Annotated in this window: 22 protein-coding genes; 7 read left to right on the plus strand and 15 right to left on the minus strand. The window is 41.4% G+C overall.

Annotation, left to right across the window (positions count from 1 at the left end; all coding sequences use genetic code 11):
* Window positions 1-2 precede the first annotated feature (2 nt).
* The 7 genes from murD to mraZ are packed head-to-tail and all read right to left on the minus strand — an operon-like array spanning window position 3 to window position 8,051.
* Complete coding sequence (gene murD / locus AAG807_RS06740; protein WP_341901822.1) at window positions 3-1,346, minus strand: UDP-N-acetylmuramoyl-L-alanine--D-glutamate ligase; 1,344 nt, start codon at window positions 1,344-1,346, stop codon at window positions 3-5.
* Entirely contained in the window at window positions 1,346-2,596 is a 1,251-nt protein-coding gene (gene mraY, locus AAG807_RS06745; protein ID WP_341901825.1) for a phospho-N-acetylmuramoyl-pentapeptide-transferase, read from the minus strand. The genes murD and mraY overlap by 1 nt, the downstream gene beginning before the upstream one ends.
* Window positions 2,596-4,056, minus strand: coding sequence for a UDP-N-acetylmuramoyl-L-alanyl-D-glutamate--2,6-diaminopimelate ligase (locus tag AAG807_RS06750; protein ID WP_341901826.1), 1,461 nt, complete (start codon window positions 4,054-4,056; stop codon window positions 2,596-2,598). Before AAG807_RS06750 ends, mraY begins: the two co-directional genes overlap by 1 nt.
* The gene (locus AAG807_RS06755; protein ID WP_341901828.1) at window positions 4,053-6,158 is read right to left on the minus strand and encodes a penicillin-binding protein; all 2,106 of its coding nucleotides are present in this window, start codon (window positions 6,156-6,158) and stop codon (window positions 4,053-4,055) included. The genes AAG807_RS06750 and AAG807_RS06755 overlap by 4 nt, the downstream gene beginning before the upstream one ends.
* Window positions 6,151-6,684, minus strand: a complete 534-nt coding sequence (locus AAG807_RS06760; RefSeq protein WP_341901830.1) for an FtsL-like putative cell division protein — start codon at window positions 6,682-6,684, stop codon at window positions 6,151-6,153. Before AAG807_RS06760 ends, AAG807_RS06755 begins: the two co-directional genes overlap by 8 nt.
* Window positions 6,674-7,600 carry a 16S rRNA (cytosine(1402)-N(4))-methyltransferase RsmH gene (gene rsmH, locus AAG807_RS06765; RefSeq protein WP_341902004.1) on the minus strand — a complete coding sequence of 309 codons (927 nt, stop codon included), beginning with the start codon at window positions 7,598-7,600 and terminating at the stop codon, window positions 6,674-6,676. Before rsmH ends, AAG807_RS06760 begins: the two co-directional genes overlap by 11 nt.
* Complete coding sequence (mraZ, locus tag AAG807_RS06770; protein WP_294858292.1) at window positions 7,590-8,051, minus strand: division/cell wall cluster transcriptional repressor MraZ; 462 nt, start codon at window positions 8,049-8,051, stop codon at window positions 7,590-7,592. Before mraZ ends, rsmH begins: the two co-directional genes overlap by 11 nt.
* A 406-nt stretch (window positions 8,052-8,457) precedes the next feature.
* Between mraZ and AAG807_RS06775 the strand changes: the two genes are divergently transcribed.
* Both AAG807_RS06775 and AAG807_RS06780 read left to right on the plus strand, forming a co-directional pair.
* Entirely contained in the window at window positions 8,458-8,676 is a 219-nt protein-coding gene (locus AAG807_RS06775; RefSeq protein ID WP_341901833.1) for a hypothetical protein, read from the plus strand.
* A gap of 106 nt (window positions 8,677-8,782) precedes the next feature.
* Window positions 8,783-8,980, plus strand: a complete 198-nt coding sequence (locus tag AAG807_RS06780) for a hypothetical protein (RefSeq protein ID WP_341901835.1) — start codon at window positions 8,783-8,785, stop codon at window positions 8,978-8,980.
* A gap of 41 nt (window positions 8,981-9,021) precedes the next feature.
* Here the strand turns inward: AAG807_RS06780 and AAG807_RS06785 are convergent, their stop codons facing one another.
* The 3 genes from AAG807_RS06785 to AAG807_RS06795 are packed head-to-tail and all read right to left on the minus strand — an operon-like array spanning window position 9,022 to window position 19,121.
* On the minus strand, window positions 9,022-10,011 hold the full coding sequence (locus AAG807_RS06785) for a hypothetical protein (RefSeq protein ID WP_341901836.1): 990 nt from the start codon (window positions 10,009-10,011) through the stop codon (window positions 9,022-9,024).
* A 39-nt stretch (window positions 10,012-10,050) separates the two neighbouring features.
* On the minus strand, window positions 10,051-11,070 hold the full coding sequence (locus AAG807_RS06790) for a hypothetical protein (RefSeq protein ID WP_341901838.1): 1,020 nt from the start codon (window positions 11,068-11,070) through the stop codon (window positions 10,051-10,053).
* Window positions 11,071-11,096: 26 nt separating this feature from the next.
* The gene (locus AAG807_RS06795) at window positions 11,097-19,121 is read right to left on the minus strand and encodes an RHS repeat-associated core domain-containing protein (protein WP_341901840.1); all 8,025 of its coding nucleotides are present in this window, start codon (window positions 19,119-19,121) and stop codon (window positions 11,097-11,099) included.
* A 643-nt stretch (window positions 19,122-19,764) separates the two neighbouring features.
* Here AAG807_RS06795 and AAG807_RS06800 point away from each other — a divergent pair.
* Window positions 19,765-20,016: a hypothetical protein gene (locus AAG807_RS06800; protein WP_341901842.1), complete on the plus strand. Its 252-nt coding sequence runs from the start codon at window positions 19,765-19,767 to the stop codon at window positions 20,014-20,016.
* A 473-nt stretch (window positions 20,017-20,489) separates the two neighbouring features.
* On the opposite strand, the gene AAG807_RS06805 is transcribed toward AAG807_RS06800, so the two are convergent.
* Window positions 20,490-21,161: an RluA family pseudouridine synthase gene (locus AAG807_RS06805; protein WP_341901844.1), complete on the minus strand. Its 672-nt coding sequence runs from the start codon at window positions 21,159-21,161 to the stop codon at window positions 20,490-20,492.
* A gap of 54 nt (window positions 21,162-21,215) precedes the next feature.
* On the opposite strand from AAG807_RS06805, the gene yihA reads away from it, so the two are divergent.
* The gene (gene yihA, locus AAG807_RS06810) at window positions 21,216-21,830 is read left to right on the plus strand and encodes a ribosome biogenesis GTP-binding protein YihA/YsxC (RefSeq protein WP_341901845.1); all 615 of its coding nucleotides are present in this window, start codon (window positions 21,216-21,218) and stop codon (window positions 21,828-21,830) included.
* Between the two features lie 33 nt (window positions 21,831-21,863).
* Here the strand turns inward: yihA and AAG807_RS06815 are convergent, their stop codons facing one another.
* Window positions 21,864-22,889 (minus strand): NAD-dependent epimerase/dehydratase family protein, encoded by a 1,026-nt coding sequence (locus AAG807_RS06815; protein ID WP_341901846.1) that lies wholly within the window; start codon window positions 22,887-22,889, stop codon window positions 21,864-21,866.
* Window positions 22,890-23,036: 147 nt separating this feature from the next.
* Between AAG807_RS06815 and AAG807_RS06820 the strand changes: the two genes are divergently transcribed.
* The gene (locus AAG807_RS06820) at window positions 23,037-23,348 is read left to right on the plus strand and encodes a hypothetical protein (protein ID WP_341901848.1); all 312 of its coding nucleotides are present in this window, start codon (window positions 23,037-23,039) and stop codon (window positions 23,346-23,348) included.
* Here the strand turns inward: AAG807_RS06820 and AAG807_RS06825 are convergent, their stop codons facing one another.
* Entirely contained in the window at window positions 23,349-23,708 is a 360-nt protein-coding gene (locus AAG807_RS06825) for an MGMT family protein (protein WP_341901850.1), read from the minus strand.
* Between the two features lie 145 nt (window positions 23,709-23,853).
* Here AAG807_RS06825 and AAG807_RS06830 point away from each other — a divergent pair, with 145 nt between their 5' ends.
* Window positions 23,854-24,174, plus strand: a complete 321-nt coding sequence (locus AAG807_RS06830) for a T9SS type A sorting domain-containing protein (protein WP_341901852.1) — start codon at window positions 23,854-23,856, stop codon at window positions 24,172-24,174.
* Between the two features lie 88 nt (window positions 24,175-24,262).
* The gene (locus AAG807_RS06835) at window positions 24,263-24,634 is read left to right on the plus strand and encodes a DMT family protein (RefSeq protein ID WP_341901853.1); all 372 of its coding nucleotides are present in this window, start codon (window positions 24,263-24,265) and stop codon (window positions 24,632-24,634) included.
* Between the two features lie 96 nt (window positions 24,635-24,730).
* On the opposite strand, the gene AAG807_RS06840 is transcribed toward AAG807_RS06835, so the two are convergent.
* Both AAG807_RS06840 and AAG807_RS06845 read right to left on the minus strand, forming a co-directional pair.
* On the minus strand, window positions 24,731-25,318 hold the full coding sequence (locus AAG807_RS06840; RefSeq protein ID WP_341901854.1) for a sugar transferase: 588 nt from the start codon (window positions 25,316-25,318) through the stop codon (window positions 24,731-24,733).
* Window positions 25,318-26,529: a DegT/DnrJ/EryC1/StrS aminotransferase family protein gene (locus AAG807_RS06845; protein ID WP_341901856.1), complete on the minus strand. Its 1,212-nt coding sequence runs from the start codon at window positions 26,527-26,529 to the stop codon at window positions 25,318-25,320. Before AAG807_RS06845 ends, AAG807_RS06840 begins: the two co-directional genes overlap by 1 nt.
* Between the last annotated feature and the right edge of the window lie 76 nt (window positions 26,530-26,605).

Genomic DNA, 26,605 nt, shown 5'->3' on the forward strand with positions numbered 1-26,605 from the left:
TTTTAAAGTGAACGAACTGCCTCTTTAAATTGATTTCCTCTGTCTTCGTAATTTTCGAACAGGTCAAAACTTGCACAAGCCGGAGACAACAAAACTGTTTCGTCCTTTTTCGCCAAGCGGTAACCGTATGCAACAGCTTCCATTGCCGAACCTGCTTCAACGATTGTTTCTACATGCCCTGAAAAAGCGTCAATGATCTTTTGGTTGTCCTTTCCAAGGCAAATAATTGCTTTCACCTTTTCCTTTACCAATTCCACCAATTCGGAATAATCATTTCCTTTATCAACACCTCCAACAATCCAGATTGTCGGTTGCTCCATACTTTCCAACGCAAACCACGTTGAGTTGATATTGGTAGCTTTGGAATCATTGATAAATTCAATGCCACACACTTTGGCTACAAATTCCAAACGGTGTTCCACATTTACGAAGTCAGACAGACTTTCGCGTACGATCTCCTTGCGAATATCAAGGATTCTTCCTGCAAGCCCGGAAGCCAGGGAATTTTGGGTATTGTGCTTACCCTTCAAAGCTAGATCATGAATAGACATAGTGAATTGATTGTTAAAATTTATGATGAGTTGTTTGTTTGCCACGTATGCTCCCTGTTCAAATTCTTGCGTCAATGAAAAAGGAAGTTTTTTTGCCGAAACGGAGCGTTTCTCCAGTTCAGCCAATATTGTTTTATCGTCTGCGTTGTAGATGAAATAATCATCCGCAGTTTGATTGTTCAGGATGCGGAACTTCGAATTCACATACAATTGCATGTTGTACTCGTAGCGATCCAAGTGATCCGGAGTAATATTTGTCAGGATAGCAATTTCCGCTTTAAAATCTTCCATGTCATCCAACTGAAAGGAACTCAATTCCAAGACATAGATGTCATTGTTTTCCAATGCTACTTGCTTTGCGAAACTGTATCCTACATTTCCTGCTAATCCGACATTCAGACCTGCTTTCTTCAGCATGTGATGAATCAGCATAGTCGTAGTTGTCTTACCGTTACTTCCAGTAATGCACACTTTTTTAGCCGTCGTGAAGTATCCTGCAAATTCGATTTCAGAAATGACTTTAATCCCTTTTTCCCGGATAGCTTTCATCACCGGTGCTTTCTCAGGAATTCCCGGAGATTTGATGACTAAATCGGCCTCCAAAATGCGATCCATCGTGTGTGAACCTTGCTCCCACTCCAATTGATGCTCATTCAATTCGGACTGAAAAGAATCCTTGATTGTTCCAAAATCTGAAACAAAGACTTTTGCACCCTGCACTTTTGCAAGAATGGCAGCACCGACACCGCTTTCGCCAGCGCCCAAAACAAGGACTATTTTGTTTTGAATATTCATTAACGCAGTTTCAGGGTTACGATGGATACTACTGCCAACAGGATTGCTACAATCCAGAAACGGGAAACAATTTTTGCCTCATGCAATCCTTTTTTCTGGTAATGGTGATGCAAAGGTGCCATTCTGAAAATGCGACGTCCTTCTCCAAATCGTTTTTTCGTGTATTTGAAATAACCTACCTGCATGATTACGGATAAGTTCTCAACCAGGAAGATTCCACACAAAACCGGGATTAATAATTCCTTACGAATCGAGATAGCAAATACTGCGATGATCCCGCCTAAAGCCAAACTTCCGGTATCTCCCATGAAAACTTGTGCAGGATAACTGTTATACCATAAGAATCCGATACAAGCTCCCACAAATGCCGCAATAAAGATCACGAGTTCTTCTGCGTACGGAACATACATCACATTCAGGTAATCCGCGAAATGGACATTGGAAGTGACATAAGCCAGAACTGCCAAAGCTATTCCCGCAATCGCACTCGTCCCAGTAGCCAAGCCATCCAATCCATCGGTCATATTTGCACCATTGGAAACGGCAATTACCACAATAATCACAAACGGGATAAAGAGTGCCCATCCGTAAGATTTATCGATATCACCGATCAACCAGTTATAATTGAATTCGTTGTTCTTCACAAATGGAATTGTTGTTGTCATGTCACGAGTCACAATCCATTTGGAAGGAATGGTATCAATCACATCTTTCGAATGCTGATGTGTTACAAATGATTCGCCGGCTTGTAAATGATAATTTGAAGCGACCTTCTTATGCACCTGTACATCGGGATGGAAATACAAAATCGAACCAACGATGATTCCCACTCCGATCTGACCAACCACTTTGAATTTTCCTTTCAGACCTTCCTTGTTTTTCTTGAATACCTTGATATAATCATCAATCAAACCAATTGCTCCCAACCAAACTGTTGCCAACAACATCGTGAATACATATACGTTGTGCAGTTTCGCGAATAAAAGTGTCGGGATCAAAATCGCAGAAAGAATGATAATCCCACCCATTGTCGGAGTTCCTGATTTCTCAATCTGACCTGCCAGACCCAAATCACGAACGGTTTCACCAATTTGCTGACGACGCAACAAGTTGATCAGACGTTTTCCGAAAATAATGGAGACAATCAGCGAAGTAATCAACGCCATTGCCGCTCTGAATGAGATGTAGTGGAACAGTCCCGCTCCCGGGAAATCCATTTCTGCTAAATAATTAAATAAATAAGTCAGCATTACTTTTTCAGTTTAGTGAAGTAATTTTTTACAACATCGAAATCATCGAAAGGGTGTTTCACCCCATTGATCTCCTGGTACTTTTCATGTCCCTTTCCGGCAATCAGAATAATATCTTTCGGCTGAGCCAGGGAAACTGCAGTTTTTATAGCTTGGTCGCGATCCAAAATGGATAGGACCTTCATACTTTGGTGCGCTCCGACACCAGCTTCCATCTGTTTCAAGATTTCTGTCGGGTCTTCTGTTCGAGGGTTATCTGAAGTTAAAATGACCTTATCGCTCAATTCACAAGCTATACGAGCCATTTCCGGTCTTTTCAACGCATCGCGATCACCGCCACACCCAACAACGGTAATGACTTGTTCGTTTCTCGTTCGAATATTTTCAATCGTCTTCAACACATTTTCCAATGCATCCGGCGTATGCGCGTAATCCACAACTGCCGTAATATCTGTTTCGCTTTTGGTAAACTGGAAACGACCATCAACAGCCTCCAATTTGCTTAAGACTGTAAGGACTTCTGTCGAATCGGAACCAAGTAACTGACTGATTCCATAAACGGTTGCAATGTTGTAAGCATTGAAATCCCCGATCAGCCTGGTCCATAACTCAATTCCGTTCATGGTCAGAAGCAAACCGCTAAAGCTGTTCTCCAAAACTTTCACCTTAAAATCCGCATGGGTTTTCAACGCGAATGTGGAAACTTTGGCTTTGGTATTCTGCACCATCACCATTCCATTCTTATCATCCGCATTCACCAAGGCAAAAGCGCCTTTTTCCAATTCATCAAAGAAGGTTTTCTTCGCTTCAATGTATGCTTTGAACGTACCGTGATAATCCAAATGGTCGTGCGTAATATTCGTAAATGCCCCGCCTCTAAAAACCAATCCGGCAATTCGGTGCTGACTTACTGCATGGGAACTGACTTCCATGAAACAATAAGAACAACCTTGAGCAACCATATCAGCCAACAGCGCATTCAATGCAATTGGATCCGGTGTGGTGTGTGTGGAAGGAATCGCTTCTTTCCCAATCAGATTCACCACCGTGGAAATCAATCCTACTTTATACCCCAATTCAGTATACAAATCGTGCAAAAGTGTCGTGGTGGTAGTTTTTCCATTTGTTCCGGTTATACCAACCAACTCGAGCGATTGCGACGGATAATCATAAAAGGCATGCGCCAATTCCCCTAAAGCCAATGCCGAATTCGGAACTACCAATAAGGTTACATGCGGCGGAACGTCAACAACGCGTTCCGCAATAATCGCAGTACAACCCTTTTCAATAACCTGTGGAATAAAATCGTGCGCATCCACTTTTGTGCCTTTCACAGCAATGAAAAGCGTTCCCGAAACCGCTTTCCTGGAATCTGAAACAAGCAGGGAGACAGGCACATCAGTTGGACCAATCCACTGTGTGACTTTCGTTGCTTTTGCTATTTCATTTAACGTTTTCATTCCAATATCAATTCCATTAATCCTCCCGGCACCACTGGTGATCCGGCAGGAACTGTTTGTTTTACTACTTTTCCGCTTCCACGGATATACACATGCATTCCCAAATCTTCAATCAGAGCAACCGCATCTTTTGCTGTTAAACCTGCGAGATTCGGAACTGTAGTTGAAGAAATTTTGCGCGGAACAATGGAGATATTCGAACCTGAAGTTCGAACCCGCGACCATTCGCTGTACGCATCCATTTGATAAGGCAAGTGCAAACGTTTCAACACCACCAATAAATCTGTGATGTTCCCATCCTTGATCAATGGCGCATCTTTCACCCGTTTTTTCTCTTCATTAATTGCCTTGTGGTAGCTCAAAGAATTGGAATACACTTTATTCGCAATTGCAGAAAACACCGTTCCCGAAACCGTTGCTCCGTAAATATCTTTTGAGGGCGCTGCAACCACAACGATACAAGAATAAAGCGGTTCATCCGCCGGGAAATACCCGACAAAAGATGCTTGATAGGTCTTATTCCCATCTTTACCATAACGGCCATCCGCATTCTGAACTACCGCTGTTCCTGTTTTTCCGGCAATATCGAAAAGGGCAGATTTCAAAGCACTACCGGTTCCACGTTTCACTACTCCTTTCAAGCATTCCTGCATCAGGCGCAAGGTTTTATCGGAGCAGATTTTCGGACGAAGTACAATCGGTTTAAAAGTCTTCACAATGCGTTGCCCGCGGCGGATATGTTCTACAAACTGCGGACGAACCAGGGTTCCATTATTTGCAACTGCATTATAGAAAGCCAGGGTTTGTAAAGGTGTTTGCCGCACTTCGTAACCGATCGACATCCACGGAAGTGAAATTCCCGACCAACTTTTTGTTCCCGGAGAAGGCAAGGTAGGTCTGGGCTCCCCCTGAATATCAACCCCTAATGAATCTGCGATTCCAAATGAACGCAAACGATCGATAAACACCTGCGGCTCTTTGCGGTATGCGCTGTTGATGACCCGGGCAATGACATTCGAAGAGAGTTCAAACGCCCTTCTGATTGTGATACGACCATAACCGTATGGATTCGAGTCCTTTAATTTCAAATCGTAGAACTGATATTCACCATCCGCATTCACCGTATCGTCCAGACTGATCTTCTGATCTTCCAAAGCAGCCATTAAAACGGCCAATTTGAAGGTCGACCCGGGAACTTCTTTCGTTCCGATCGCATGATTGTACAACTCGTAATAATCACCGTCTGAAGCCATTTGCAGATTTGCCATTGCGCGAACAAAACCGGTTTTTACATCCATTACGATCACACAACCACTTTTCGCTCCCTGGTTCTTCAACTGGCGGTACAATTCCGCATGAGCAACTTCCTGAATCTCCATATCGATTGAAGTGATCAGATCAGCTCCTTCGATTGGCTCTCGAATCATTTTCCCCGTCTTTTTCCATCCGGAAGAAATGCGTTGTTCGATCTCCTCTCCCGGCTCACCGGCTAGCACATTGTTGAACGCTCCTTCGATTCCCACTCTCAATTCTTTCGATCCTCCTTCACTGGGACGATAATACCCTAAGGTCCGTTTCAGAATTTCACCATGAGGTCGCTTCGGCAAAAAGGTTTCGTCCGTATCAATCAATCCTCCTTTGTTTCTACCCAATTTAAAAATGGGCAATTCGCGCAATCGGTTCCGCTGCTCGTTTGTCGCCTTCAGTTTAATGGTAATAAAACGCCTTCCATTCACTCTTCCTTTGCGAATGTAATTCTCAAAATCACGCGCAGAAGTTTCCGGAAACACGCGGCTTAAACCTACCGACAAATCATTGATCTCCGCATTAAAAACCTCATCATCCACTACAGTAGGATCCATGTGTATGTCAAAGAACGACACTGATGTAATCAGCGGTATATAATTTCTATCCAATACCTCCCCTCTTCTCGGGTAACGTTTTACCGTCCGTGTGGGAATTTTTTCTTTCGTACTATCAAATAAGGAAGCGCTTCCTTCAGACTGTATCATGATTGTTTTCACAACCACCACAATCAAGGCAATGAAAAAACCTATGTAAACCAGGTAAGCCCGCCACATCAAGTCTTTTTTATCACTCATTATCTGCTCGTTTTAATCGTATCACTTTCGCAGGATTGACCGTCTCTTTCAATCCTCTTTTCTCCAATGTCTGAACCAAGCGGTAACGCGAAGTCGATTCTTCCAGCCGCGCCTTGTTCTCGATATATTCTGCGGTTCGCGCATCCACATCCGCTTGTAAATCCGTAATATCTTTCTGTAGTTGTTTTCCGTAGTATCCTTTCGCAACCATCAACATCAACAACAATAGGATGAAGAAAATGAAGGTCAGATTGTTCAACACAAAATCCCGGGTCAAAATCTCTCCATTCAAGACCTGGATCAAAATATTCTGGCGACGCGGCTTGGAAGCTGCAGCAGGCTTTACCTTCACCTTCGGATTTGAACTGTTCTCAACCTGCGGTTTTGCAGCCGTTTTCTTCACCGACTCCTTTTTAACCGCTTTCTTCTCTTCAGGCATTTCCGTTGAATACTTTTGGCGAGCCGATTTCCCCCGTACAGCATCCATCGGATTCACATCCTCCCGTTCTCTGTACTCATTTTCCATCTTCTACCCGTTTAGCAATTCTCAACTTCGCACTTCGCGCCCGCGTATTTCGCTGAATTTCCTCTTCACTCGGAAGAATCGGCTTTCTATTCACTTCCTCAAAAGGCTTCAACACCTTTCCGAAGAAATCCTTTTCGATTGAGCCATCCAAACTTCCGCGCTTCATCAGGTTTTTCACCAAACGATCCTCCAGGGAATGATAAGACATCACCACCAAACGCGCATCCGGTTTCAACACATCCGCAGTCTGCAACAGGAACTTCTCCAACACATCCATTTCCTGATTCACTTCAATACGAAGCGCCTGGAATACCTGCGCAAAGAATTTATGATCTTTAAACTTCGGTGCAACCGGCATCAACGCCTCCATCAACTCGCCCGTCGTCTTGATTCTTGATTTATTACGTGCCTTCACCAGCTCAACAGCCGTTTTGAAGGGATGATCCAATTCACCGTATTTCCTGAAAATAGCCGCCAACTGTTCTTCATCATACGTCTGAACAATTTTCGCCGCCGTGAAATCACCCGCCTGATTCATTCGCATATCCAACACTTCATTGGAACGAATGGAAAAACCGCGCTTCGCATCATCAAACTGATGAGACGAAACACCCAAATCAGCAAGAATCCCGTCAACTGCCGGAATTCCCATCACACGTAAATGATTTTTTAGAAAAGCAAAATTAGCCGCTACGAAATGGAAATTGGGAGCCTCCCAAGCATTCGCCTTAGCATCCGGGTCCTGATCAAAAACGATCAGTTTTCCTTTTGAAGAAAGTTGTTCGAAAATTGCGCGCGAATGACCGCCACCACCAAAGGTAACATCTACGTAAATTCCATCCGGATTAATCACTAATCCATCCAGACACTCCTGCAACATGACAGGCACGTGGTATGCAGCATCGTTATTCGTCATCATTCCCCAAATCACCCATTACTTCATCTGCCAAATCAGCAAAATCAGCCATGTTTCCATCAATCAGTTGGAAGTACTTAGACTTGTCCCAGATCTCAATTCGGTCGTTGTATGCGATCAGCATCACATCCTTATCCAAACCCACACGCTCCATAAGCATTACCGGAATCAAAACGCGACCAGCATTATCCAGCGCGATTTGCTTTGCTCCCTGATGGAACAAGCGGTAAAACATTCGGTTCTGTGGTTTGAACAGATTCAACTTTGACAATTTCACTGACAATTTTTCCCATTCGTTCATGGGATAGAGTGTCAAACATTCCTCAAAGCCTTTATTCAACATGAATTGTTCCTGAGCTTCCGGAGAAAGTTGCTTGCGTAAACCAGCAGGAAAAAGAAATCTTCCTTTTCCGTCCAGCTTCACCTCAAATTCTCCTACAAGTCCAGCCATAGCTATTAATAATGGGTAAAATTAGGGGAAATAACCCACTTTTTACCACTCAATTACACTTTGTTGATAACTTCTAACGTTAACAACACCCACAAGGTTACAACAATTTATTCAAATTGGTTGATTTCATTGATTTTTTAAGATTTAAAGGCTTAGTGGTAAAAAGTGGTAAGTAATGAGAGATTGTGGAAAAATAGTGGTTTTAGTAATTCAACTGTTGTTGTCAATTACAAAAGGAAATGAGAAAATCATAGAAGTTAGTGAGAAAAGCACTTAAACGGAGGAATAACACTAAACATACACGCCTCTATTACTAGTAAACATCCCATTGTTCAACTATAAAAATCTGTTGAATTTTGTATTGAATTTTGTATTGAATTTTGTATTGAATTAATAAATACAATTTATGTCAATATTTACACCAAAAGCAGAGCTATTTTATCAAGATGGCTCAACTCCAAAGCACTACTGTGTAGTAGCATCGTTTAAAGAAATAGAAGTTTACGGATTTATCACTGTTTCAGATGTGCAAAGTCTGATATTGGAAGTTATTACAAACACCAAGAGCTATATAACATTGCACAAAAATATTTCAAGAAAAGATCCCAAATTCTATTTCCATTGATCATGAAAACCGTACATTACGTATCACACGTAAAAGGAGCAAAAAATCTTCGACACTCGATCTGAATTCAATTTCATACGCATATCATATTACTACACTATTTTCTGTGATTGAGCTTCAACGATCATTCAGATCTTCAAGAGGACATGTACTTCAGAAACGCTTATCCTCTATAATTGATCCGAACAACGGACTTTCATGGGATAAAAAAGTGCTTAAAGAAATTGTTGAAACATTGGATGAATTAAAAGTGTCGGAAAATAATGCCAGCCCGCGAGGATTCTGGGAATATATTTACGATTAGGAACTTAAAGCTCACACAAATCAGGATGCACATCGAAATTTCTACGGGATTGCTATAATCAAGTACGTCACTTTATTGCTATCAGATTCATTTTTTGTTTTTGTTGAATTGCTCATTTCGAACATACTTGCGTTGGAGGTGATCGTTACTTTCTTCTTGTCAATTTTTATGGCAGGGTTGGCTCCATTTATATCAGCGGATCCAGACAGGTATTTGGTATTGTCCCATTTTGAAGCTCCGACCATGATGGTCCCAACGTTGTGGGTATCCGCTCCTTCGTATTTCATTTCAAATCCCGTAATTAATGCAATGGCACTTACCACCTCAAAATCAAACTCAACTTCTTTGGTAGAATTAAGATGTGCAACTCCTGCTTTTCCAGACGTGAAATGCACCGTGCGCATGGCCAATCCTGCATTCAAACCTGTCGCAATTCTGATGATATTCAGGTCTAATCTTTTCGTGGTGGATACGGTTTCCGCATTTTGTTTTATCAGGATATTGGCATTCAGAAGAGCGCTTCTGTTCTGCGGTTCTGCGGAGCATGAAGCACCAATAGAATTGATGTTATGATCGACTAATTTATTAGATGAAGAAAAGAAGTGAGAATGGAAGGAACCCAGGCATGCTGAAACTGAGATTAGATTCTCTTGAAATTCATCAACTTTTGTTTTATATTGTTCACCAGTCATACCAATATTACCGAATGACACATTCGAATCAGTCATGTTCATCTGTGCGATTACAACTACCTGCACCCATGATTCTGTTGTGTCTAGAGCATGACTACTGGCATCGTTTAACGTTTGCGTTAGCTCTACTTGAATTATGTTGCCATCCTTCAGTGATGATTTGAATTCAATTCCCAATTCACCTACACAATGATGACTGTCACCCTTATATTTGGACAGAAACGCTTGAATCCCAACAAAGTGCTCATTCATCGTCCCTTTTGAAAATATGAAGTCTTCACTTGTCTTCGTTTTTCCGTTACCAATTATCATTTTCTTTGAAATCCATTCAACTGCCATGTGTTTGTTTTTTTGATTAATCAGTTTCTCTACTTTCTATTATTTACTTGTGTTTTTTGCGAGTACTAGATAGGTAACACTACTATCTTGAGAGTAGACATTGTAGCGCTGACTAATCCTGCCATCGTATCCAAGGTAGTCTGAGTGCATCGATGCATTGGAGAATATGCTCACTTTCGAACCATTTTCGTTATTCTGTATTTCAATAGCATTCTTCGGCTCACCATAAGAGTTTCCGGAATAGATCATATTGCCTGCGACAATACTATTGAGTGTGCATGAATTAGAATCATTTAATTGTAAGTTGAAATCGGAAATGAGCGCAACGGCATCTCCTTCTTCCACCCTTGACTTAAAATCCTCACCCATTGTAGTATTAAGCGTGGCCGCCTCTTTCCCACTTCCAGAGTTAATTTCGACGGAATGCACTTCAAATTCAGGTTGATGTATGTTTTGGAATGATGTTGCTGCACTTGCGTTTAATTGATTACACGTTGCTAGGACATTCTTGTGCCCTTTCAATTCAAAATTCGCGCGAACAATTAAATTTGATTTCTCACTGCTTTCTGAAGACGCTTCGACCATAAGTCCCGCAACATCCTTTTTATCACTAAAACTGGACAAAAAAGAACGTATACAAGAAAGACTCTGAACAATGTCCTTTCCAAGATTCTGATTAATGTACTTAGATTCACTCAGATTATAGACATTCCTGAAATTTAAGACGTCATTCACGGCAGTGTTACTTGATGCCGCCACGACCACCACAGTCACCCACACCCATGATTCTTTTGCATAAAGGACGTTGTTGTTTCCTGAACGAAGAATTTGTTTACACGAAACAGTCACAATATTGGGTGCAGGCTGACTGATGACGTCGATGACAATACCTAATTGTGATATCGCATTACCATTATGTGTTTTAAAATAGAAACCATTTATCCCAATAAAGTGCTCTCTAATAATGGGAACTATACCATTTGTTGTCTCAAATATAAAATCTTGCACATCCAAACCATCGGATTGCATCATTTTCTGGGTTTTCCATTTAATTTCCATGTCTATTATCTTGTTTTTTTTTACACTTAATCGCGATCTAAGCGATGCGGAGAGCAACTTAAATCCATCATTTCCATTTGCACTTCATTTGTTGCAGGAATTGGAAACGTGACACCACTGTTTTGCATTTTTCGTGGAGTATTTAGATCCAACGCTCCTGCCACAGCTCCGTCAATAACACCTTGAGCGACTTCAGAACCGAAATCTGTCCAATCCCACTTGTGATCCGGTGAAATTGCCCATCCAGCAATATACGATGCAGCACTTTTACCTACTCCTTTACAAATATCTGTAGCTACCAGTTTAGTTGCACCTTCAATCCCATAACCCAGGCTTTTTTGACTTTTAACGAGCATCTGAGATGATGTTTTTTTATGATTTCGGGACTCCCACGCCCCTGACGCTGCCCCTGATGCTGCCCCTTTCAATCCCGCTGAGCCGACACCAGAAAACGCGGATTTCCCACTCAGTCCATTTGATGCCATTTGACCTGCCATTGCACTAGCGCCACCACCAACGGCTGCTCCAGTTATCGTCACAGCAATTTTGCTCCCACCTTTCATAGCATTGCTCTCTATCACACTCGATGTAGCTGTCCCGATTCCCGCAGTTATGGCTCCAACAATTGCGCCCGTCACTTGATCTTTTCCAAAGTCGGACCAAGATTCAAGATGACCATGGATGTTTGCACTGACAATCCCCTGAGCACTCGTGGTTCCAGCGCCGATCAATGCACCACCTGCTGCTTCTGCCGCACCACCACTCGCAACGTCTATTGCAACTCCAGCGATAATTTCCCCTACCGCTATTTGAACCTGTACGATTTCAGTACAAATATCTCCCAAGGTACTCCAGAAAGACATTCCGGATGGATCCACAAAATTGATGGGGTTATTGCCACAGAATGCGTATGCACTGGAGTATTGATTCGCCGGGTCAGGAGAGTAGAAATGCTTGAATTGACTGTTGTAGAAGCGCGTTTTGAAGTTGTGGAGTCCGAGCTCCTCGTCCCATTCCTGTCCAGTGTATAAATAAGTCAAGAGGCCTTTCTCCTTTTCGTTTGATTCGATGCTACCAAAGGAGTCAAAAGCATAATTCGCCTGCACGTTGTTTGTCGCATCCAACACCATTCGATTTGAACTTTGATGATCTTGCAATACAAAATAGGTCTTCCCATTTTTTAGAAAAGCCACCAGTCCATTGGGTCCATATATGAAAGCAGTTGTAGATTCTACACTGATTTCTACTAGTGGAAGATCATGGTGACCATACACGTATATTTTTTGATTTTCAACCGTTTTACCATGGCGAGGTTGTTTTAACACGCGTTGACCGTCACCGGAATAAGCGAATAGAACCGAATCGTCCTGTTGAGAAAATGTGATCTGATCTACGATGCTTGTTCCTTTCCGGTAGGTGAAGTGAAGGGACTTATCACCTTGGTCTACATCAAGAACTTCCCCCGTTTTGTTATAACGAAGTCCAGTGATCACTGTATTCGCTGCGCGCACTTGATTAATTTGATCGGTGCCGGGATTATGCTCATAGACTAAATCCTGACCATCCGCACGGATTTTCAAAATGTTTCCGTTTGGATCAAAAGCCCCAATCACCATGTTTCTTTTTGGAAATGAGGTGTAGTCGGCCGTAACCATTTGGTTGAAGTCGTCATAGCCGAGTTGGCAGTGAAATTCTTCTTTCTGATCGATCGGTCCAAAGCGGTCTTTAAAGGACGTGATGTTACCTGAGGGAGAATACCCCTCAAAATCTTGACCGTATGTTTGACCATTATTAGCCGTTGCAGAATGATGAATCCATCCTCTTGACGTGTAGTCAAATGACGTTTTGATCGTTCCTTTATTCAGCAATTTCGTGTGGTGCTGACCATTTTCGTCGTAGACATAACGCGCGAATGAATCGGGTTCATCCGCTGATTTTCCAATCATTGTTACGCGGTCTTGATTATCGTAGGTATAAACGACCTGACTTAGTCCAGACTGATTTCCAACGGGGTAGAAGACAGTCTGCAATTTGCCGCTCTCTGAGTTTTGATAGACAATTTCCGATTCATTTAGCAAATTTCCGTTCTGCTCAATGCGTACTTTTCTGCTTGCGAGTGCGCCCAACGCGTCATAGCTAAACGATTCGTATGTTGTTGTGATATCGTCATTGTGGGTGAAATAAGTACACATGGTTTTTACCTGATCCATTCCTAAAAGCCCGTCTTTGTGGGTGAAATAAGTACATGTTTGTTGGATTTCCTGCTTTGCTTCGCTTGTAGGCCAGAATCTGTTGTCGGCGTGTGCTGACAAGGCAGCTTGGTCAAATTGGGCATGTAGAATTCCTTTTTCAACGGCTTTGCCCAGCTCATTGTATTTCACGTAGGAGAAGTAACCGGCGCTAGCACCCTCATCGTCTTGATAGAAACGGAGATGTGCATCTTGATCATACACAAATGCCTTTCTTCCTTTACCCGGATAACGATTTGCAATTAAATTTCCTTGCACATCATAGGTTTTGGTAATCACGAAGTCCTCATGTCCCTTTATGATCTCATCGAAGTAATTGGGTAAGTACAGTGTTTCAACTCTTCCCTTAGCACTATACTGCGTGTTCATTTTGGAAAGGTGCTCGCTGCTACTTTTGGGCTCGTTGAGTTGCTTTTGTCCTGTTTGGGTAGCTTTCAGCACGACCTCCCCATTCATATTTAATAGTCGATAAGACACCACTTGATTTTCATCGGTGATTTGCTGGAATCGGTATTTTTCTTGAGGAAAGTTCTTCGTTGATTGTCCGTTGGCGGAATAGGCGAACTTTACGGTATGTCTGGAATTGGCTTCCGTATGAAACGGGTTGATAATGGCGAACTCTTTTCCCGGTTTTCCAATTTCTTCCACCCGCTGCAGTGGATCGGCCGCAAAACGATAACGCGTGTATGGGTATTTTTGATCATTGGACGGATTGTTCACACCGTCGTAATAATTGGCAACTTCTCCTTTCATTTCACCTGTTGAATCGAGGTGACGCAAGAAGTCATCTACATCGATGAAATTGGGACGATAGACGAGGAGTGGGGTTTCTTTCCCAGATTTACCAAACCAAGCAGGTGCCGACTTTGTTGACACACTATTGTTCCCCATGTCATCATAAATTCGCCCGTTTACTAAGCAGTTGTCGTCTAGCAAGGTTTGATTTTGGATCGTATTTCCGATAGCATCCTCGAACGTGACGGCCAACTGTGGTTTGTTTGCAACCATTAAATTTCGGAAGCCAATTTTGTTTTTGCCTGTGAGTAAACTGAGGGTTAAACCTTCTGTGGCTTTAATTCCACCACTATAGATCAGTTGTCCGTTTACATAAAAGAACAGATTTTTTGCTCTTAACACGACGATCCACGTTTGAATTTCATCGTTTCCAGACGCCCGCGGAGTGATTTTTTGTTTGTCGATGGTGATGTCCCATCTGTTCTGAAACAGCTTGAACTGGGTGTCATTTCCAATTTGAATTCCGATCGCATCGCTCAACTTTAATTGCCGAGTTCCCTCAGCTGAACGAATTTCTCCTGAAAAAGCAAGACCGCTCGATGTAATTTTGTCGACCAATTCTAAGCTATCGCTTACCTGCTCATTTGTGTGTTTTAGGATTCCATTTTCGCGTTTCCAATTCGTGTTCAAATGGGTGACTTTCCACTTCTTTTGCCAGCTATCACCATCACTAAAGGATTGCCAGTGCCCCCCCTCAAGTGCTCTAACTTGGATCAGTTGATTTGGATCCGATTTTGAGAATTTTCCCTGATTCCCGTGACGCGAGAGGTATTTTTCAGTAAGTGTGGTTAGCATCTCGCGGTAAGGTCCGACGGAAGCGGTATGCGTTTTGAAATTGTCGTAGATTTTCCGAGCAATCCCGTCTCCTTTTGATAGCATGGCTATCTCAAGATCGAAGAGTTGATCGTATACGGTCGCCGTAAAATTTGCCTGATCTGGACAGAACCGGATGTTATCAATACAAATCGCTTGTTCTCCCGTATTACTGGCCCTTACAGAAAGCGTGACCGTGCCAGGGTCGCTTTTAAAATTCGCCAAAAGAAAATCGAATCTCCATTCGTTGTGCGTGTTTTCAAATGGTTTGAAGATCGGATCAGCACCGAGATTCGCCGTCCAACCATTGCTATCGTTTGCCTTGTAGTCATCACTTGTTTTATACCAATAGCCAAAAACATACAAACACTGCTGATTAATCGGTCTATAACTTTTTGAGAATTCTGCCCCTTTACCGAGTTGAAGACTTTTGAAACCTGTAAGAACAGGATCTTCAACACGCGTGCACTTCGAATTCAACATCCAACCATTTCCCGTTTCATAATCCTCAAAGCCATAATAGTCCACTTCGTGATTTTCCGAGCTCGCATTCTCAATATTGGCTAACGGATAATGTTCGTTTTTGTCATAAATCATACTGGATTTAACACCCGCACTGTTTTCAGATTCTACCGTTAATCCCTTTTCACTCAGTAAATTGATTTGCTTCGTTTTTAGCCATCCTTTTGGTGTACTTTGATCGATTGGGAAACTGAAATTACTGCTCATTTCTCCAAGCCAGCTAAAGTTTTGATAAATTGCCCAGCGGTTGTTTCCAAAATCTTTCAATGTAGTTGCCGTTGCTCCCACAGTAGTGGTTACGGGATTTCCTTCCACAGTTAAGGTCATAGTGTTTTGGACAATTGCTGTCAACGCGTTGAATGGAAGGATTTTACTGTATTTATCATACGCGTATGTTAGCTGCGTACAATAAGTTTCCAGCTTGCCGTTCCCGTTGTAGCTGGTGTTTTTGTTTAGGATAACTTGACCCGAGAACGGAGCTTGGAGGGATTCTGGGATGTACTGATTTTCTTCAGTGGTGGAAATTCCATCAAGGGTGGTTGTCGTTTTTTTAGGGACAACGAAATTCCCGTATAAATGCTCAAGTGTACTGTCACTTTTGTTTGGATGACTGCTTTTTTGGGTAAACACCTCCCATTCATATTCAACTTTCTTGATCTCTTGCTGATCGTTGTTATAGTCGATGGTGCTCAGTTGCAAGCCGTCAATTTGCGGGTAAGATAAATTCCCTTTTCTACTTTCTCCGTTTAAGTGATATTGGATTTCCTTTCGGTTATTAAATCCGTTCAAGTAGACATTTTCAGTATATCCAAAACCGGCTACTTCTTTATTTTTGGAACCGTGATAAATCACCGATTTGTAATATTTCACATGTGCTCCATTCGCATCGCATGCAGCAGAATCTGCGTCAAACGCGTAGGTTGCATGATAGCTTCGTCCGAATCCATCCTCGACGGAAATTTGCTCCACGGGATAATGGATTAGTTCACCTTGTAATGAATCCCCCACGAAGCGATAAAGTGTAAATTCCTTTGTGGATTCAAATTTGTTAACCGTGTCGCTCAACGGAAAAGACAACAACGTGTTTGATCCAAAAGCCTGCTGTGTAGTGTTTCCACTAGGATAAGCATGACCGAAAATAATTTCTTCGGATCCAACTTTACCATTCCTAATATTCAGTATTTTGAGTGTCGAATTTTTGATGACCAGTTCACGTTTTTGATAGGCAATAAACGAAGGCGCCATGTTGAGAATTGTTTGGGCATCAAAGGAGTCATTGATCGTGTAGATCCCACTCTCATCGACTATAGGCCAAGATGTGGATGCACCTCGATAAAACAGCGTTCTACCCACCATAAAGTAATCTTCACCACCTGATGAAATGGGATATTTTTCGTTCGCATCCTTTGCCTGTTCCAATTTTAGGTTAACCAAAGGTGAATTCCATCGATTGATCTGATTTAACTCATTAGCATTATAGGATATTGCTCCCACATTTGTTCCTAGGGAATACGATTCACTCAACAGCTTGTAGTCATGGTCTTGAACAAAAGACTGAGTGCTGTCATTCTTCGTATATACTGGTTTTAGGTTGTCATTAATTAGCCAATTTCGTCCATTGTAGCGCAAGCAATAATATCCTGCTGAGATGGTACAGTTGTTTTGAATTGTAGCTATGACTGTACTCTTCGGAGGATAATTGTTCTTCTTGTTTTGAGTGAAAGATTGATGGAAAGTTTGGCCTTCTTTATCGATTAAATTAGGCAATGAAAATTGGTAATCTCCATCCCATAACAACGGTGTGACGGAAAAATTCGTTGTAGCGTTGTCATCAAATTTAATCACCGTCATGACTGCCATCGACTCACTTGAGCGAAGATAGATGTCATGATGATCGGATTTCGGGTTTACATTAAGTGATAGTTTCCCACCACTACTTTGCAACCACTTTTGATTGCCATTTTCATCTCGTCCTAAGGCATTTAACTCAAGTAGCACGGTTTTCTCCTGCTGCGAGTTGTATTGAAGCGTAATATAATATTCACCACCTCCCGTTATTTTCAGGGGTAATTTAGACTTTTGAATGGTTGAAAAAGTCGTCCATTTAAGTGTACGCCAATCCCAAGTAGTCCGCACGAGGTTGAATTCCGCTTCCCCTTTGACAGTTGTGTATTTGTATTGCACCACCACAAAGGCATGACCTACCGTTAAATGGATGTCATCTCCGGTCGCGTTCACCTCAATAAAATTGGTTTTCACATTGGACGATGTGTTTTCATAGGAAATCCATTCACCAGCTTTATTCTGATCCTTGGTATAACCGTAGATTCTGGTCGAATTGCCCACCTCAAAATGCAAGGCGAAACTTTTCTCACTCAAAATAACGTTAAAGTTTGCGAAGTCAATCAGTGAATTATCCGTTGTGTGAAGCACTTTTGAGATGCTCGTTTGTTCCTTCCAATATCCTAACCAATTATAAATGGTCATCCATGCGATCGAACCGCCGTTCACAGTGAAACCGTGCCAAACAACCACTGCATAATCGGAACCGAACCACACATACGGTTTGGTTCTTTTATACCCCGCTACTTCTGCAGGGAGCTTACAGATCAAATCGCGTTTACAATTTGTGAGTTTTTGTTCCTTATATGTATAAGTCGTTGTGCTTCCTTCAGGGTAGACGATCGTTCTGAGTGCTCCTGAATTGGCAATAGATTGATCATTTGCCCGGTCCCAATAATAGTCAAAAACAATATTGGGTGATACCATCATCTCGTGATTAACCTTTGTCACCGACTTTAGGAAACGCTTGAAGGTTTGACTTGCCAGCATTGGATCTTTTGCTGCGCTAGTGTCTGTTAGATTAATGAGGTCGTGATACTCAAAGTTTAATTGTGACGCGATGCTTTTATCGGTACGAACAATTTTTATATTTTCAAGGTATTTGGTTTCATAGAAATCTTGGTAGCCGTTCAGCTGTTCAGCGCCAGAGGTATTTTGGTCATGCGCTCGCTGATATTCTTTTTTCGACGAATCATACACTTTGTCTGAGTACGTGAATGTCAATTGACGTCCAAAAACATCTGTAATCGAAGTCAGATAGCTCGCCTTTGTATAGGGTAGCCCATTTGCATCGCCGACAAATTGCTCAACATCTTTCAAAAGCCCCTGTTCCGTTCGTTTAAACTCGTTGTAGCCATAACGTACTGAGTCACCCCAATTGTCTTTAATTTCAACAAGGTGCCATGATTTCGCATATTGCTGCTGCGCAGTGTTTTTTTTATCAGTTAGGCTGCTGTTTCCAATCCAATTGTCATATTTTACTCCCCAAGTAATGCTGTTGCCTTTACTCTCTTTGTAGCCTTTGTCTGTTTCGGTAACCTGACCACCAAAGGTCCAACGCACCCCATTTTCTTTGGTGATTTCCCATTCTTCCTTCTCTGGATCGTAAATAATCACCCAAAACTTATAGTTTTCAGTTTGGTAATATTCTTTCTTCCCTTGGGTTTTTGTTAGTACCAAGAGACCTCCACCGTCACTTGCATTCAATGTATAACTTCTGTCCCATTTTGAAAGGTGTTTGGTGTTGTTGAGAACAATGCTCTGAGATGGCATGGACCAACCTGTACCCAAAATTCCCGTAGGATGATGAGTGTTGGTTCGTGTTACCATATCTATTGTATTACTTTGATAGGAAATCGAAAGATTAACGTCCAAATAATTGCGTCCTATTCTGCCCGGTAACCGAATTAAATCAAGTGAAATTTGGACATCGCCTTTGAACAAATTCACGTTCTTTTCTAGATTCCCAATTGTGGTCTGATCAAACTGAAATACTCGAGCCGATGGAATAGTGGATTGAGAGGCACTCATATATGTAGATTTAATAGTTAAAGTACTTATTTGGAAGGTTCACGCAAGTATCGCCTAAAGCCTGTTAAATAGGTGGACATAAATGACTGAATAGCAATCAAACGAAAAATTGATATTCTTGCCAATCCAAATTCTAAAAGAAACTAAACTACTACATTTTATTATATCTAGGGTGTTAAAAATTGAAATTCAACGAAAATCAGGTAATAACACGGGTGAAATAACACTTTCATGTAAACTATTTGTAAATAAATTGATCGTACACTTGCTGAATGGCAGGCTTCACCAAGTGTCAAAATGAATTAATCGAAAACCCTTCGAGATATTCAGGTTTGGATTCGACTTTTTGGATGCATCTGAACTGTTAGAATATTCATTAGAATCGTTGTTTCACTATAAATAAGCTAAAAGCGTTAAGTCAAGAAATGGAAAAATCAATGTCATGATGGATAATCTGACTTGTATTGAACCTGTGGAGATTATCAAACCCCGCTGTGACGGATCGAGCCTTGGATCGATAACAATCTCTCCTCCTGTGGCATTATCCGGATCTCCTTTCACATACAGTTGGAGTACCGGACTTGTCACTTCCAGCAACACCATTACAGGTCTTTCAGCGGGAACTTACACGGTAATTATCTCCGATACAGGTGGAAAAACGATTAGTTACACACTTGTATTAAAATGCGACTAATTTTTATTGTCAATTCAAACAATTGTAACACCCTCATCTTCAATGAAAATTAGTTACAAAATCGATTTACTTGCGGAAAACCACATTTTCACTTTCAGTATTTATACTCTTGTGAGAACCCTTTCAACTAATTACTTTTGTCTTAACACTATTCGCAAGGAGTCAGAAATGAAGCTAAGCAGGCAAACCGTTTGTCAAGGAAACAGGTAAACTGTCTGACAGGTATCAGATGACTTAACAAAACTGAATACGGCTGGGGAATTAATTTCTCAGTCGATTCAACAAAACGAATGAAACGTTAAAAAGATATAGAGCAACATGTGATTGGTTCAAATCAAGATAGCATGTCTCAAAGACACTCTTACGCAAGAGTTAGTTAGGTTAAGTTGTAGTAGAAAAGCCCTTTGAATGTGTGTTCAAGGGGCTTTTTCCTTATCTAATTTTCCATGTCTTCAAATGGGAGTTATTCGTTGTCACTCGAAAAACTTATTCCAAAAATCGGGTAACGGCTCTTCCAATTCAATGAGTTGATTTGTAACTGGTTGTTTGAACTTCAAACTGTGCGCGTGTAAAAACAACTCCTCAATTCCCAATTCATTCTGAAAATAATGATTGTGGTGCCGATTTCCGTATTTCGGATCATTGATGATGGGATGAGCTATTTTATTCGCATGAATCCGCAACTGATGCATTCTCCCGGTAATCGGAGTCATTTCAACCAAGCTATATCGCTGTTTTTCATAGGGAGGAATGTGATAATCCCGCTCAAATTGCTTCAAACATCTGAAAATGGTCTTTGCTTCCTTGTAATTTCCCCGGTCATTCTTCACAGGAGAATCAATGACACCTTCCTCCTCAAGATGACCACGCAAGAGCGCCAAATACCTTTTTTCAATGGTTCCGCTTTCAAATAACTGTTGAAAATCTGCAACCCATTCAGCCTTCTTGGCAAACAGGATCAGACCCGATGTTTTCCGATCCAGGCGATGAACCGGACAGGCCTCTTCCCAACCCTGTTCACGGATCAAATCAGTTAATGAGGCCTCTTCAATGTTGCGGGCATAGTAAGAATGATGTACAATGAGATTGTTCGGTTTGGAAACCACCAAACAATGTTCGTCTTCAAAAACCACTTTCACTTGCATCCGACAAAAGTATTGGAAAATATTCTCTTAACTTTGCACTTAAATAAAGAAGTCATGATTATCAAGGAAGCCAAGTTCATCATCAGTAACACAGACATCAACCTTTGTCCAACAGACGGAAAGCCGGAATATGCTTTTATCGGTCGGTCGAACGTTGGTAAATCTTCCTTGATCAATATGTTGGTGGACAAGAAGGACATGGCAAAAACTTCCGGAAGACCCGGGAAAACACAATTAATCAATCACTTTTTGATCAATGATGAGTGGTATCTGGTCGATTTACCCGGATATGGATATGCCAAAGCCTCCAAATCAAGCAGACATCAGTGGGAAAAATTCATTTCCCAGTTCCTTACAAAAAGAGAAACATTGATCAATACCTTTGTCCTGATTGATTCCCGCCTGGAACCGCAGAAAATTGATCTGGAGTTTATGACCTGGTGTGCAGAAGAGCAACTTCCGTTCTCGATGGTATTCACCAAAATCGACAAGCTTTCCAGCTCTGCCTTACAGAAAAATCTGGCTGCTTACAAAAAGGAAATGTTGAAATTTTGGGAAGCACTGCCACCTGTTTTCACCACTTCCAGTGAATCTCATTTCGGTCGTGAAAAAATCCTGAATTATATTGACCAGATCAATGTGGATTATATTCAGAGCAAGAAGGGATAATTGAAAAGGCACTTCGACTGCGCTCAGTGACCTTTATCGAATCTTAGAATCCATTCTCCCTTTGATTGTAATATCAATGGTATCTTCCAATTGGGTGAATTCAAAATCCGGAAAGTCTCTTAGCAATTTTTCATTGGAGAACTTGGATTCACTTTGCGAGCTACGGGCACTTTCCTTGGTGATAGTCGGTCTCTTATTTTGAAGTCGACCTAAAATCCCCGACAAACGCCATGCAAAGTTGGTCAAAACCGGTCCTGCCAATTTCGTAGGAGCCTTCACATTCATCTGTTTGCAGATTTGATCAAATAACTCCTTGAAACTTAGATTTGAACCGGTCACCAGGTAGCGCTCCCCTGTTTTCTGAGTTTCGATCAGTTTCAAAATCAATTTGGTAACGTCTCTCACATCCACAAATGCGTTCGAACCTTTGGTATAGAATTTCAACCCTTTGTGAAGTGTTCTGAAAATCTTTAAAGAGCTTTCATCCCAGGAACCCGGACCGAACATGAGACTTGGATTGACAATTGAAACATTCAATCCTTCTTCATTAGCTCTCCAAACCTCTTTTTCTGCACTGAATTTGGAAAGCGAGTAACCACTCACCTCATCATTGGGATTCCACAAGTTGGATTCGCGCTTCAGACCATCCGTGAACTGGGAATCACTCCCTATCGCTGCCGTGGAAGAAACATGAATAAATTGATCCACCTCCGAATCCAATGCGAAATTGACAAAGTTGGCGGTTCCTCTTCGATTGACCTTGAAAAGCCGATTGAAATCTCTTCGATGAAATGAGACAAGTGCTGCACAATGAACCACTTTTGAAACCCCTTTCAAGGAATCTTCCACATCCGCTAAATCCAGCACATCCCCCTTGAACCAACTTAATTTTTTCAATAAAAAATCTTGTTCTTCAGGATAATAAAATGTTAATAAACGATGAACCGTTTTTTTTCGTGATTCGTCCCGATACATGGCTCTTACCTCATAACCTTTATGAAGTAATTCAACCACCACGTGCGATCCGAGAAGTCCAGTCGAGCCTGTTACCAAAATCATATACACAAATGTAATCAGTAATCTCAAGCGGAAAATAGAATGACCGGATTATTAATTTGAATATTCTAACCCAGAAAATGAATATTTAACGATTCTGGAAAAACAACCAATTTTTTTAATACAACTATTTGTTTGTACCTTTGTTTTATGAAATGGAAAAATCTACTACAAGTCCTTTCTATTCTTGCGTTATTGAGTTCATGTCAATCAGAATATGAGCGACAGGTTGAGTATTCAAAAAAATTAGTTGAGAAGGAAAGAAGTTTATTAAATCAAATGGAAGAAATGGAAACCGTTTCTTACAGTTATACAACTTTGGAAGCAATTCAAAAAGAACTTTCTTTCCGGGCGCATCTCTCCGGTAATGAAGAGCTATTCAATGCTCAGATTGCGAACTACAGAACAAATTGTGAAATCAAGTCAACTAAAGACCAGCAATTGATCTCCAAATTCCCTTAATTAATCGATTTGTAATTCGACCATCGGATCCCAAAACACTTCCTTCCAGTTTACAATTTTGTCGTCCTTCACTTCAATTCCATCCAATTGGAGTAATTCCTCCATTTTGGTTGGAGTTTCAAAATGCATTTTCCCGGTCAGCATTCCATTTCGATTAACAACCCGCTGCGCTGGAATATCTTTGAGGTTATGAGCAGCATTCATAGCCCATCCGACCATCCGACTCCCGCTTTTCGCTCCCAGGTAGTTTGCTATCGATCCATAAGAAGTAGCTCTTCCCTTCGGGATTAACTGAACCACCTGATACACGCGATCAAAAAAATCGGCATTTGCTTCAGAAAGTTTAATTGGCTTTACCATTCTTTAAAAGTAGAAAAATGTTCAACGAGTTTAAAAGGTTCAAAAAACTTAATCCAAAATACTTTTGAACGAAACAACTAATTATTACAGATGAAGTTGTAACGTTTCCAAAATAGGAAGGTTATAGAAGCAAATCCAAAAAGCCATGAAAACCGCAATTTTATTAGGTGGGCTACTCCTTATTTCCAGCTCATTATTAGCACAAAGTGCAGACCCTCCGGAAGAAACTAATTTACCTAGTTGGGAATTGAAAGTTTATCCAAATCCAACAAGTGACCTGTTAATGATCTCTTCTTCCCTGGAAATCAAAGATGTGACATTGATTGACCTGAATGGTCAGGTATTGAAAAACCACGCCATGCCAAACTGGTGCTATTCCCTGCATGACTTACCGGCAGGATGGATCTTTGTTTACATCGAAAGTGTGGATGGACGAGTCGAAAAGAAAAACGTTTATAAGAATTAAATATATTCAGTAGGGACGCGATGTATCGCGTCCCTACTTTTTTAATCGGAATTCATAAGCATGTTTTTACATTTGTAAAAACATATTCATGAGAATTCTTGGCACCATTGCATTATTGATCGTTTCCAATTCATTTATGACTTATGCTTGGTATGGGCATTTGAAAGAGCATACGGAAGACCGAAAAACTGGAGTCTGGGTTTTCGCCAGTACCATTCTGATCAGTTGGGGAATTGCCTTTTTTGAATACATCTTCATGGTTCCGGCAAATAAAATCGGTTATCAGGGGAACGGTGGTCCATTCTCATTGATTCAATTAAAGATCATCCAGGAAGTGACCTCCATTGTTGTTTTCATGATATTCTCATTGATCTTCTTCAAGGGAGAAGTGTTCAAATGGAATCACGCTGTTGCATTCTTGTTGATCCTGATTGCAGTGTATCTTGTTTTTAAGAAATGACAAAATGCAATCCTGATAGCTATCGGGAGCAAAATGCAAAACTTAAAAAATCAATTGGTCTTCCAACTTTTTGAATTCTGATTTTTGAATTTTGAATTATTTAACCATTTTCAAAAAGGTCAGCCACATGATTTTGATATCCTGTCCCAAGGTTGGATTAGCGATATACTTCTTGTTCAATTCGATCTTTGCAGGCATGATTTCGTGAATGTAGGTTTCCCTCGGATTTTCAGATTGACCCAACAGTTCGTTTTCCTTGAAATACTCCAACGAAGCATAATCTGTGATTCCGGGTTTTACTGAAAGAACTACCCGCTGTTCGGGTGTGTACAGATCAACATACTCCTGCACTTCCGGTCGTGGACCAACAACGCTCATTTCGCCGACAAACACATTGATAAACTGCGGAAATTCATCCAATTTCGATTTCCGGATAAAATACCCGACGCGCGTAATCCTCGGATCTCTCATTCCCACGGTAAGCTTTCCAAACTTATCTGCGTCGACACGCATGGTACGGAATTTCCACAATCGAAAAGGGTTTTCATTTTTTCCAACGCGCACCTGTCTGTAGAACACTCCGCCTCTGCTTTCGCAAAGGATAGCGATTGAAATGAGTATCCCGAATGGTAGAAACAGAACCAGAACAAGGAACGAAACAAGTATGTCAAAAAGACGTTTCATTATCCCAGGATTTGCTTCACGGCTGTTTTAACAGCATGAATGACTATTTTAACCTGTTCGTCTGTCAAATCAAAATAAACAGGCAGAGTGATCTCATTGGAATACTTATCCCAGGCCTCCGGATAATCTTCCATCTTGTAACCTCTCTTTTTGTAGGCTGTAAGTATCGGAAGTGGTTGAAAATGCACATTCACGGAAACATCCTGGTCAAAAATGGCCTGCATGATCGCATCACGCTGCGCTTCTGTGGCACCTGCTATTCTCAATTGATATAAATGATAACAAGTTTCCCGTTTTTCGTCCTTCATTTTAGGAAGAAGTGCCCACGGTTCATTTTTCAATCCTTCATTATACGCCAGGCAGATCGCTTTTCTCCGATCCAGATTTTCCTGAAAACGCTCCAGCTCCACCAATCCGATTGCAGCTAAAACATCTGTCATATTGCATTTGAAACCAGGTTCTTCTACATCATAACGCCAATTTCCTTTCTGGGCTTTCGCCATTGCATCTTTGCTTTGACCGTGAAGAATTTTCACACACAATTCCTTGTAGATTGCATCATGATCAAATGAATCGGGTAAGTTGATTGACATCGTCCCTCCTTCAGCGGTCGTCAAATTTTTCACCGCATGGAATGAGAAGCAACTCACATCAGCAATTGCTCCTGAACGTTTCCCCCCATAAGTGGCGCCAAAAGAATGTGCTGCATCTGAAGCGACCAGAATTCTCCCCAATTTTTTCTGGTAATCTGAATTTGCCTGAAAGAGGTTTTTTATTGCGGGATCATTAACTAGTTCAAAGATCCCATCATAATCACATGGAAAACCTGCTATATCCACCGGCATGATCACTTTCGTTCGCGGTGTAATTGCTTTCCGGATTGCCTCAACAGAAATATTAAAATCATCCGGATTAATATCGACCATCACCGGTTTTGCGCCTGTATGAATCACCACATTTGCCGAAGCGCAATACGTTATCGCAGGAATAATTACCTCATCTCCCGGACCAACTCCCCACCAACGCAATAGAACTTCCATCCCTGCTGTCCAGGAAGAAACTGCTACCGTACATTTGTTCCCACAGTATTCAGTCAACTGCTTTTCAAACAACTTGGTTCGCGGACCTGTTGTAATCCAACCGGAAGTTAATGCTTTGGTAACTTCATCAATTACTCGTTGATCAATACGTGGAGGTGAAAATGGAATCATTTTGGAAATTTATAACCAAAGGTAAAAAATATACTGTAAGGCCGTGTTCATAGTGTCAACGAATTCAGTTCGGAGT

Source organism: Fluviicola taffensis DSM 16823, from assembly GCF_943372375.1.
In the GTDB taxonomy this organism is placed as follows: Bacteria; Bacteroidota; Bacteroidia; order Flavobacteriales_D; family Crocinitomicaceae; genus Fluviicola; species Fluviicola taffensis_A.

Excerpts from the sequence above, each read along its gene's own strand:
- murD (WP_341901822.1), bottom strand. The coding sequence starts at position 1,346 with ATGAATATTCAAAACAAAATAGTCCTTGTTTTGGGCGCTGGCGAAAGC.
- mraY (WP_341901825.1), bottom strand. The coding sequence starts at position 2,596 with ATGCTGACTTATTTATTTAATTATTTAGCAGAAATGGATTTCCCGGGA.
- AAG807_RS06750 (WP_341901826.1), bottom strand. The coding sequence starts at position 4,056 with ATGAAAACGTTAAATGAAATAGCAAAAGCAACGAAAGTCACACAGTGG.
- AAG807_RS06755 (WP_341901828.1), bottom strand. The coding sequence starts at position 6,158 with ATGAGTGATAAAAAAGACTTGATGTGGCGGGCTTACCTGGTTTACATA.
- AAG807_RS06760 (WP_341901830.1), bottom strand. The coding sequence starts at position 6,684 with ATGGAAAATGAGTACAGAGAACGGGAGGATGTGAATCCGATGGATGCT.
- rsmH (WP_341902004.1), bottom strand. The coding sequence starts at position 7,600 with ATGACGAATAACGATGCTGCATACCACGTGCCTGTCATGTTGCAGGAG.
- mraZ (WP_294858292.1), bottom strand. The coding sequence starts at position 8,051 with ATGGCTGGACTTGTAGGAGAATTTGAGGTGAAGCTGGACGGAAAAGGA.
- AAG807_RS06775 (WP_341901833.1), top strand. The coding sequence starts at position 8,458 with ATGTCAATATTTACACCAAAAGCAGAGCTATTTTATCAAGATGGCTCA.
- AAG807_RS06785 (WP_341901836.1), bottom strand. The coding sequence starts at position 10,011 with ATGGCAGTTGAATGGATTTCAAAGAAAATGATAATTGGTAACGGAAAA.
- AAG807_RS06790 (WP_341901838.1), bottom strand. The coding sequence starts at position 11,070 with ATGGAAATTAAATGGAAAACCCAGAAAATGATGCAATCCGATGGTTTG.
- AAG807_RS06795 (WP_341901840.1), bottom strand. The coding sequence starts at position 19,121 with ATGGTAACACGAACCAACACTCATCATCCTACGGGAATTTTGGGTACA.
- AAG807_RS06800 (WP_341901842.1), top strand. The coding sequence starts at position 19,765 with ATGATGGATAATCTGACTTGTATTGAACCTGTGGAGATTATCAAACCC.
- AAG807_RS06805 (WP_341901844.1), bottom strand. The coding sequence starts at position 21,161 with ATGCAAGTGAAAGTGGTTTTTGAAGACGAACATTGTTTGGTGGTTTCC.
- yihA (WP_341901845.1), top strand. The coding sequence starts at position 21,216 with ATGATTATCAAGGAAGCCAAGTTCATCATCAGTAACACAGACATCAAC.
- AAG807_RS06815 (WP_341901846.1), bottom strand. The coding sequence starts at position 22,889 with ATGATTTTGGTAACAGGCTCGACTGGACTTCTCGGATCGCACGTGGTG.
- AAG807_RS06820 (WP_341901848.1), top strand. The coding sequence starts at position 23,037 with ATGAAATGGAAAAATCTACTACAAGTCCTTTCTATTCTTGCGTTATTG.
- AAG807_RS06825 (WP_341901850.1), bottom strand. The coding sequence starts at position 23,708 with ATGGTAAAGCCAATTAAACTTTCTGAAGCAAATGCCGATTTTTTTGAT.
- AAG807_RS06830 (WP_341901852.1), top strand. The coding sequence starts at position 23,854 with ATGAAAACCGCAATTTTATTAGGTGGGCTACTCCTTATTTCCAGCTCA.
- AAG807_RS06835 (WP_341901853.1), top strand. The coding sequence starts at position 24,263 with ATGAGAATTCTTGGCACCATTGCATTATTGATCGTTTCCAATTCATTT.
- AAG807_RS06840 (WP_341901854.1), bottom strand. The coding sequence starts at position 25,318 with ATGAAACGTCTTTTTGACATACTTGTTTCGTTCCTTGTTCTGGTTCTG.
- AAG807_RS06845 (WP_341901856.1), bottom strand. The coding sequence starts at position 26,529 with ATGATTCCATTTTCACCTCCACGTATTGATCAACGAGTAATTGATGAA.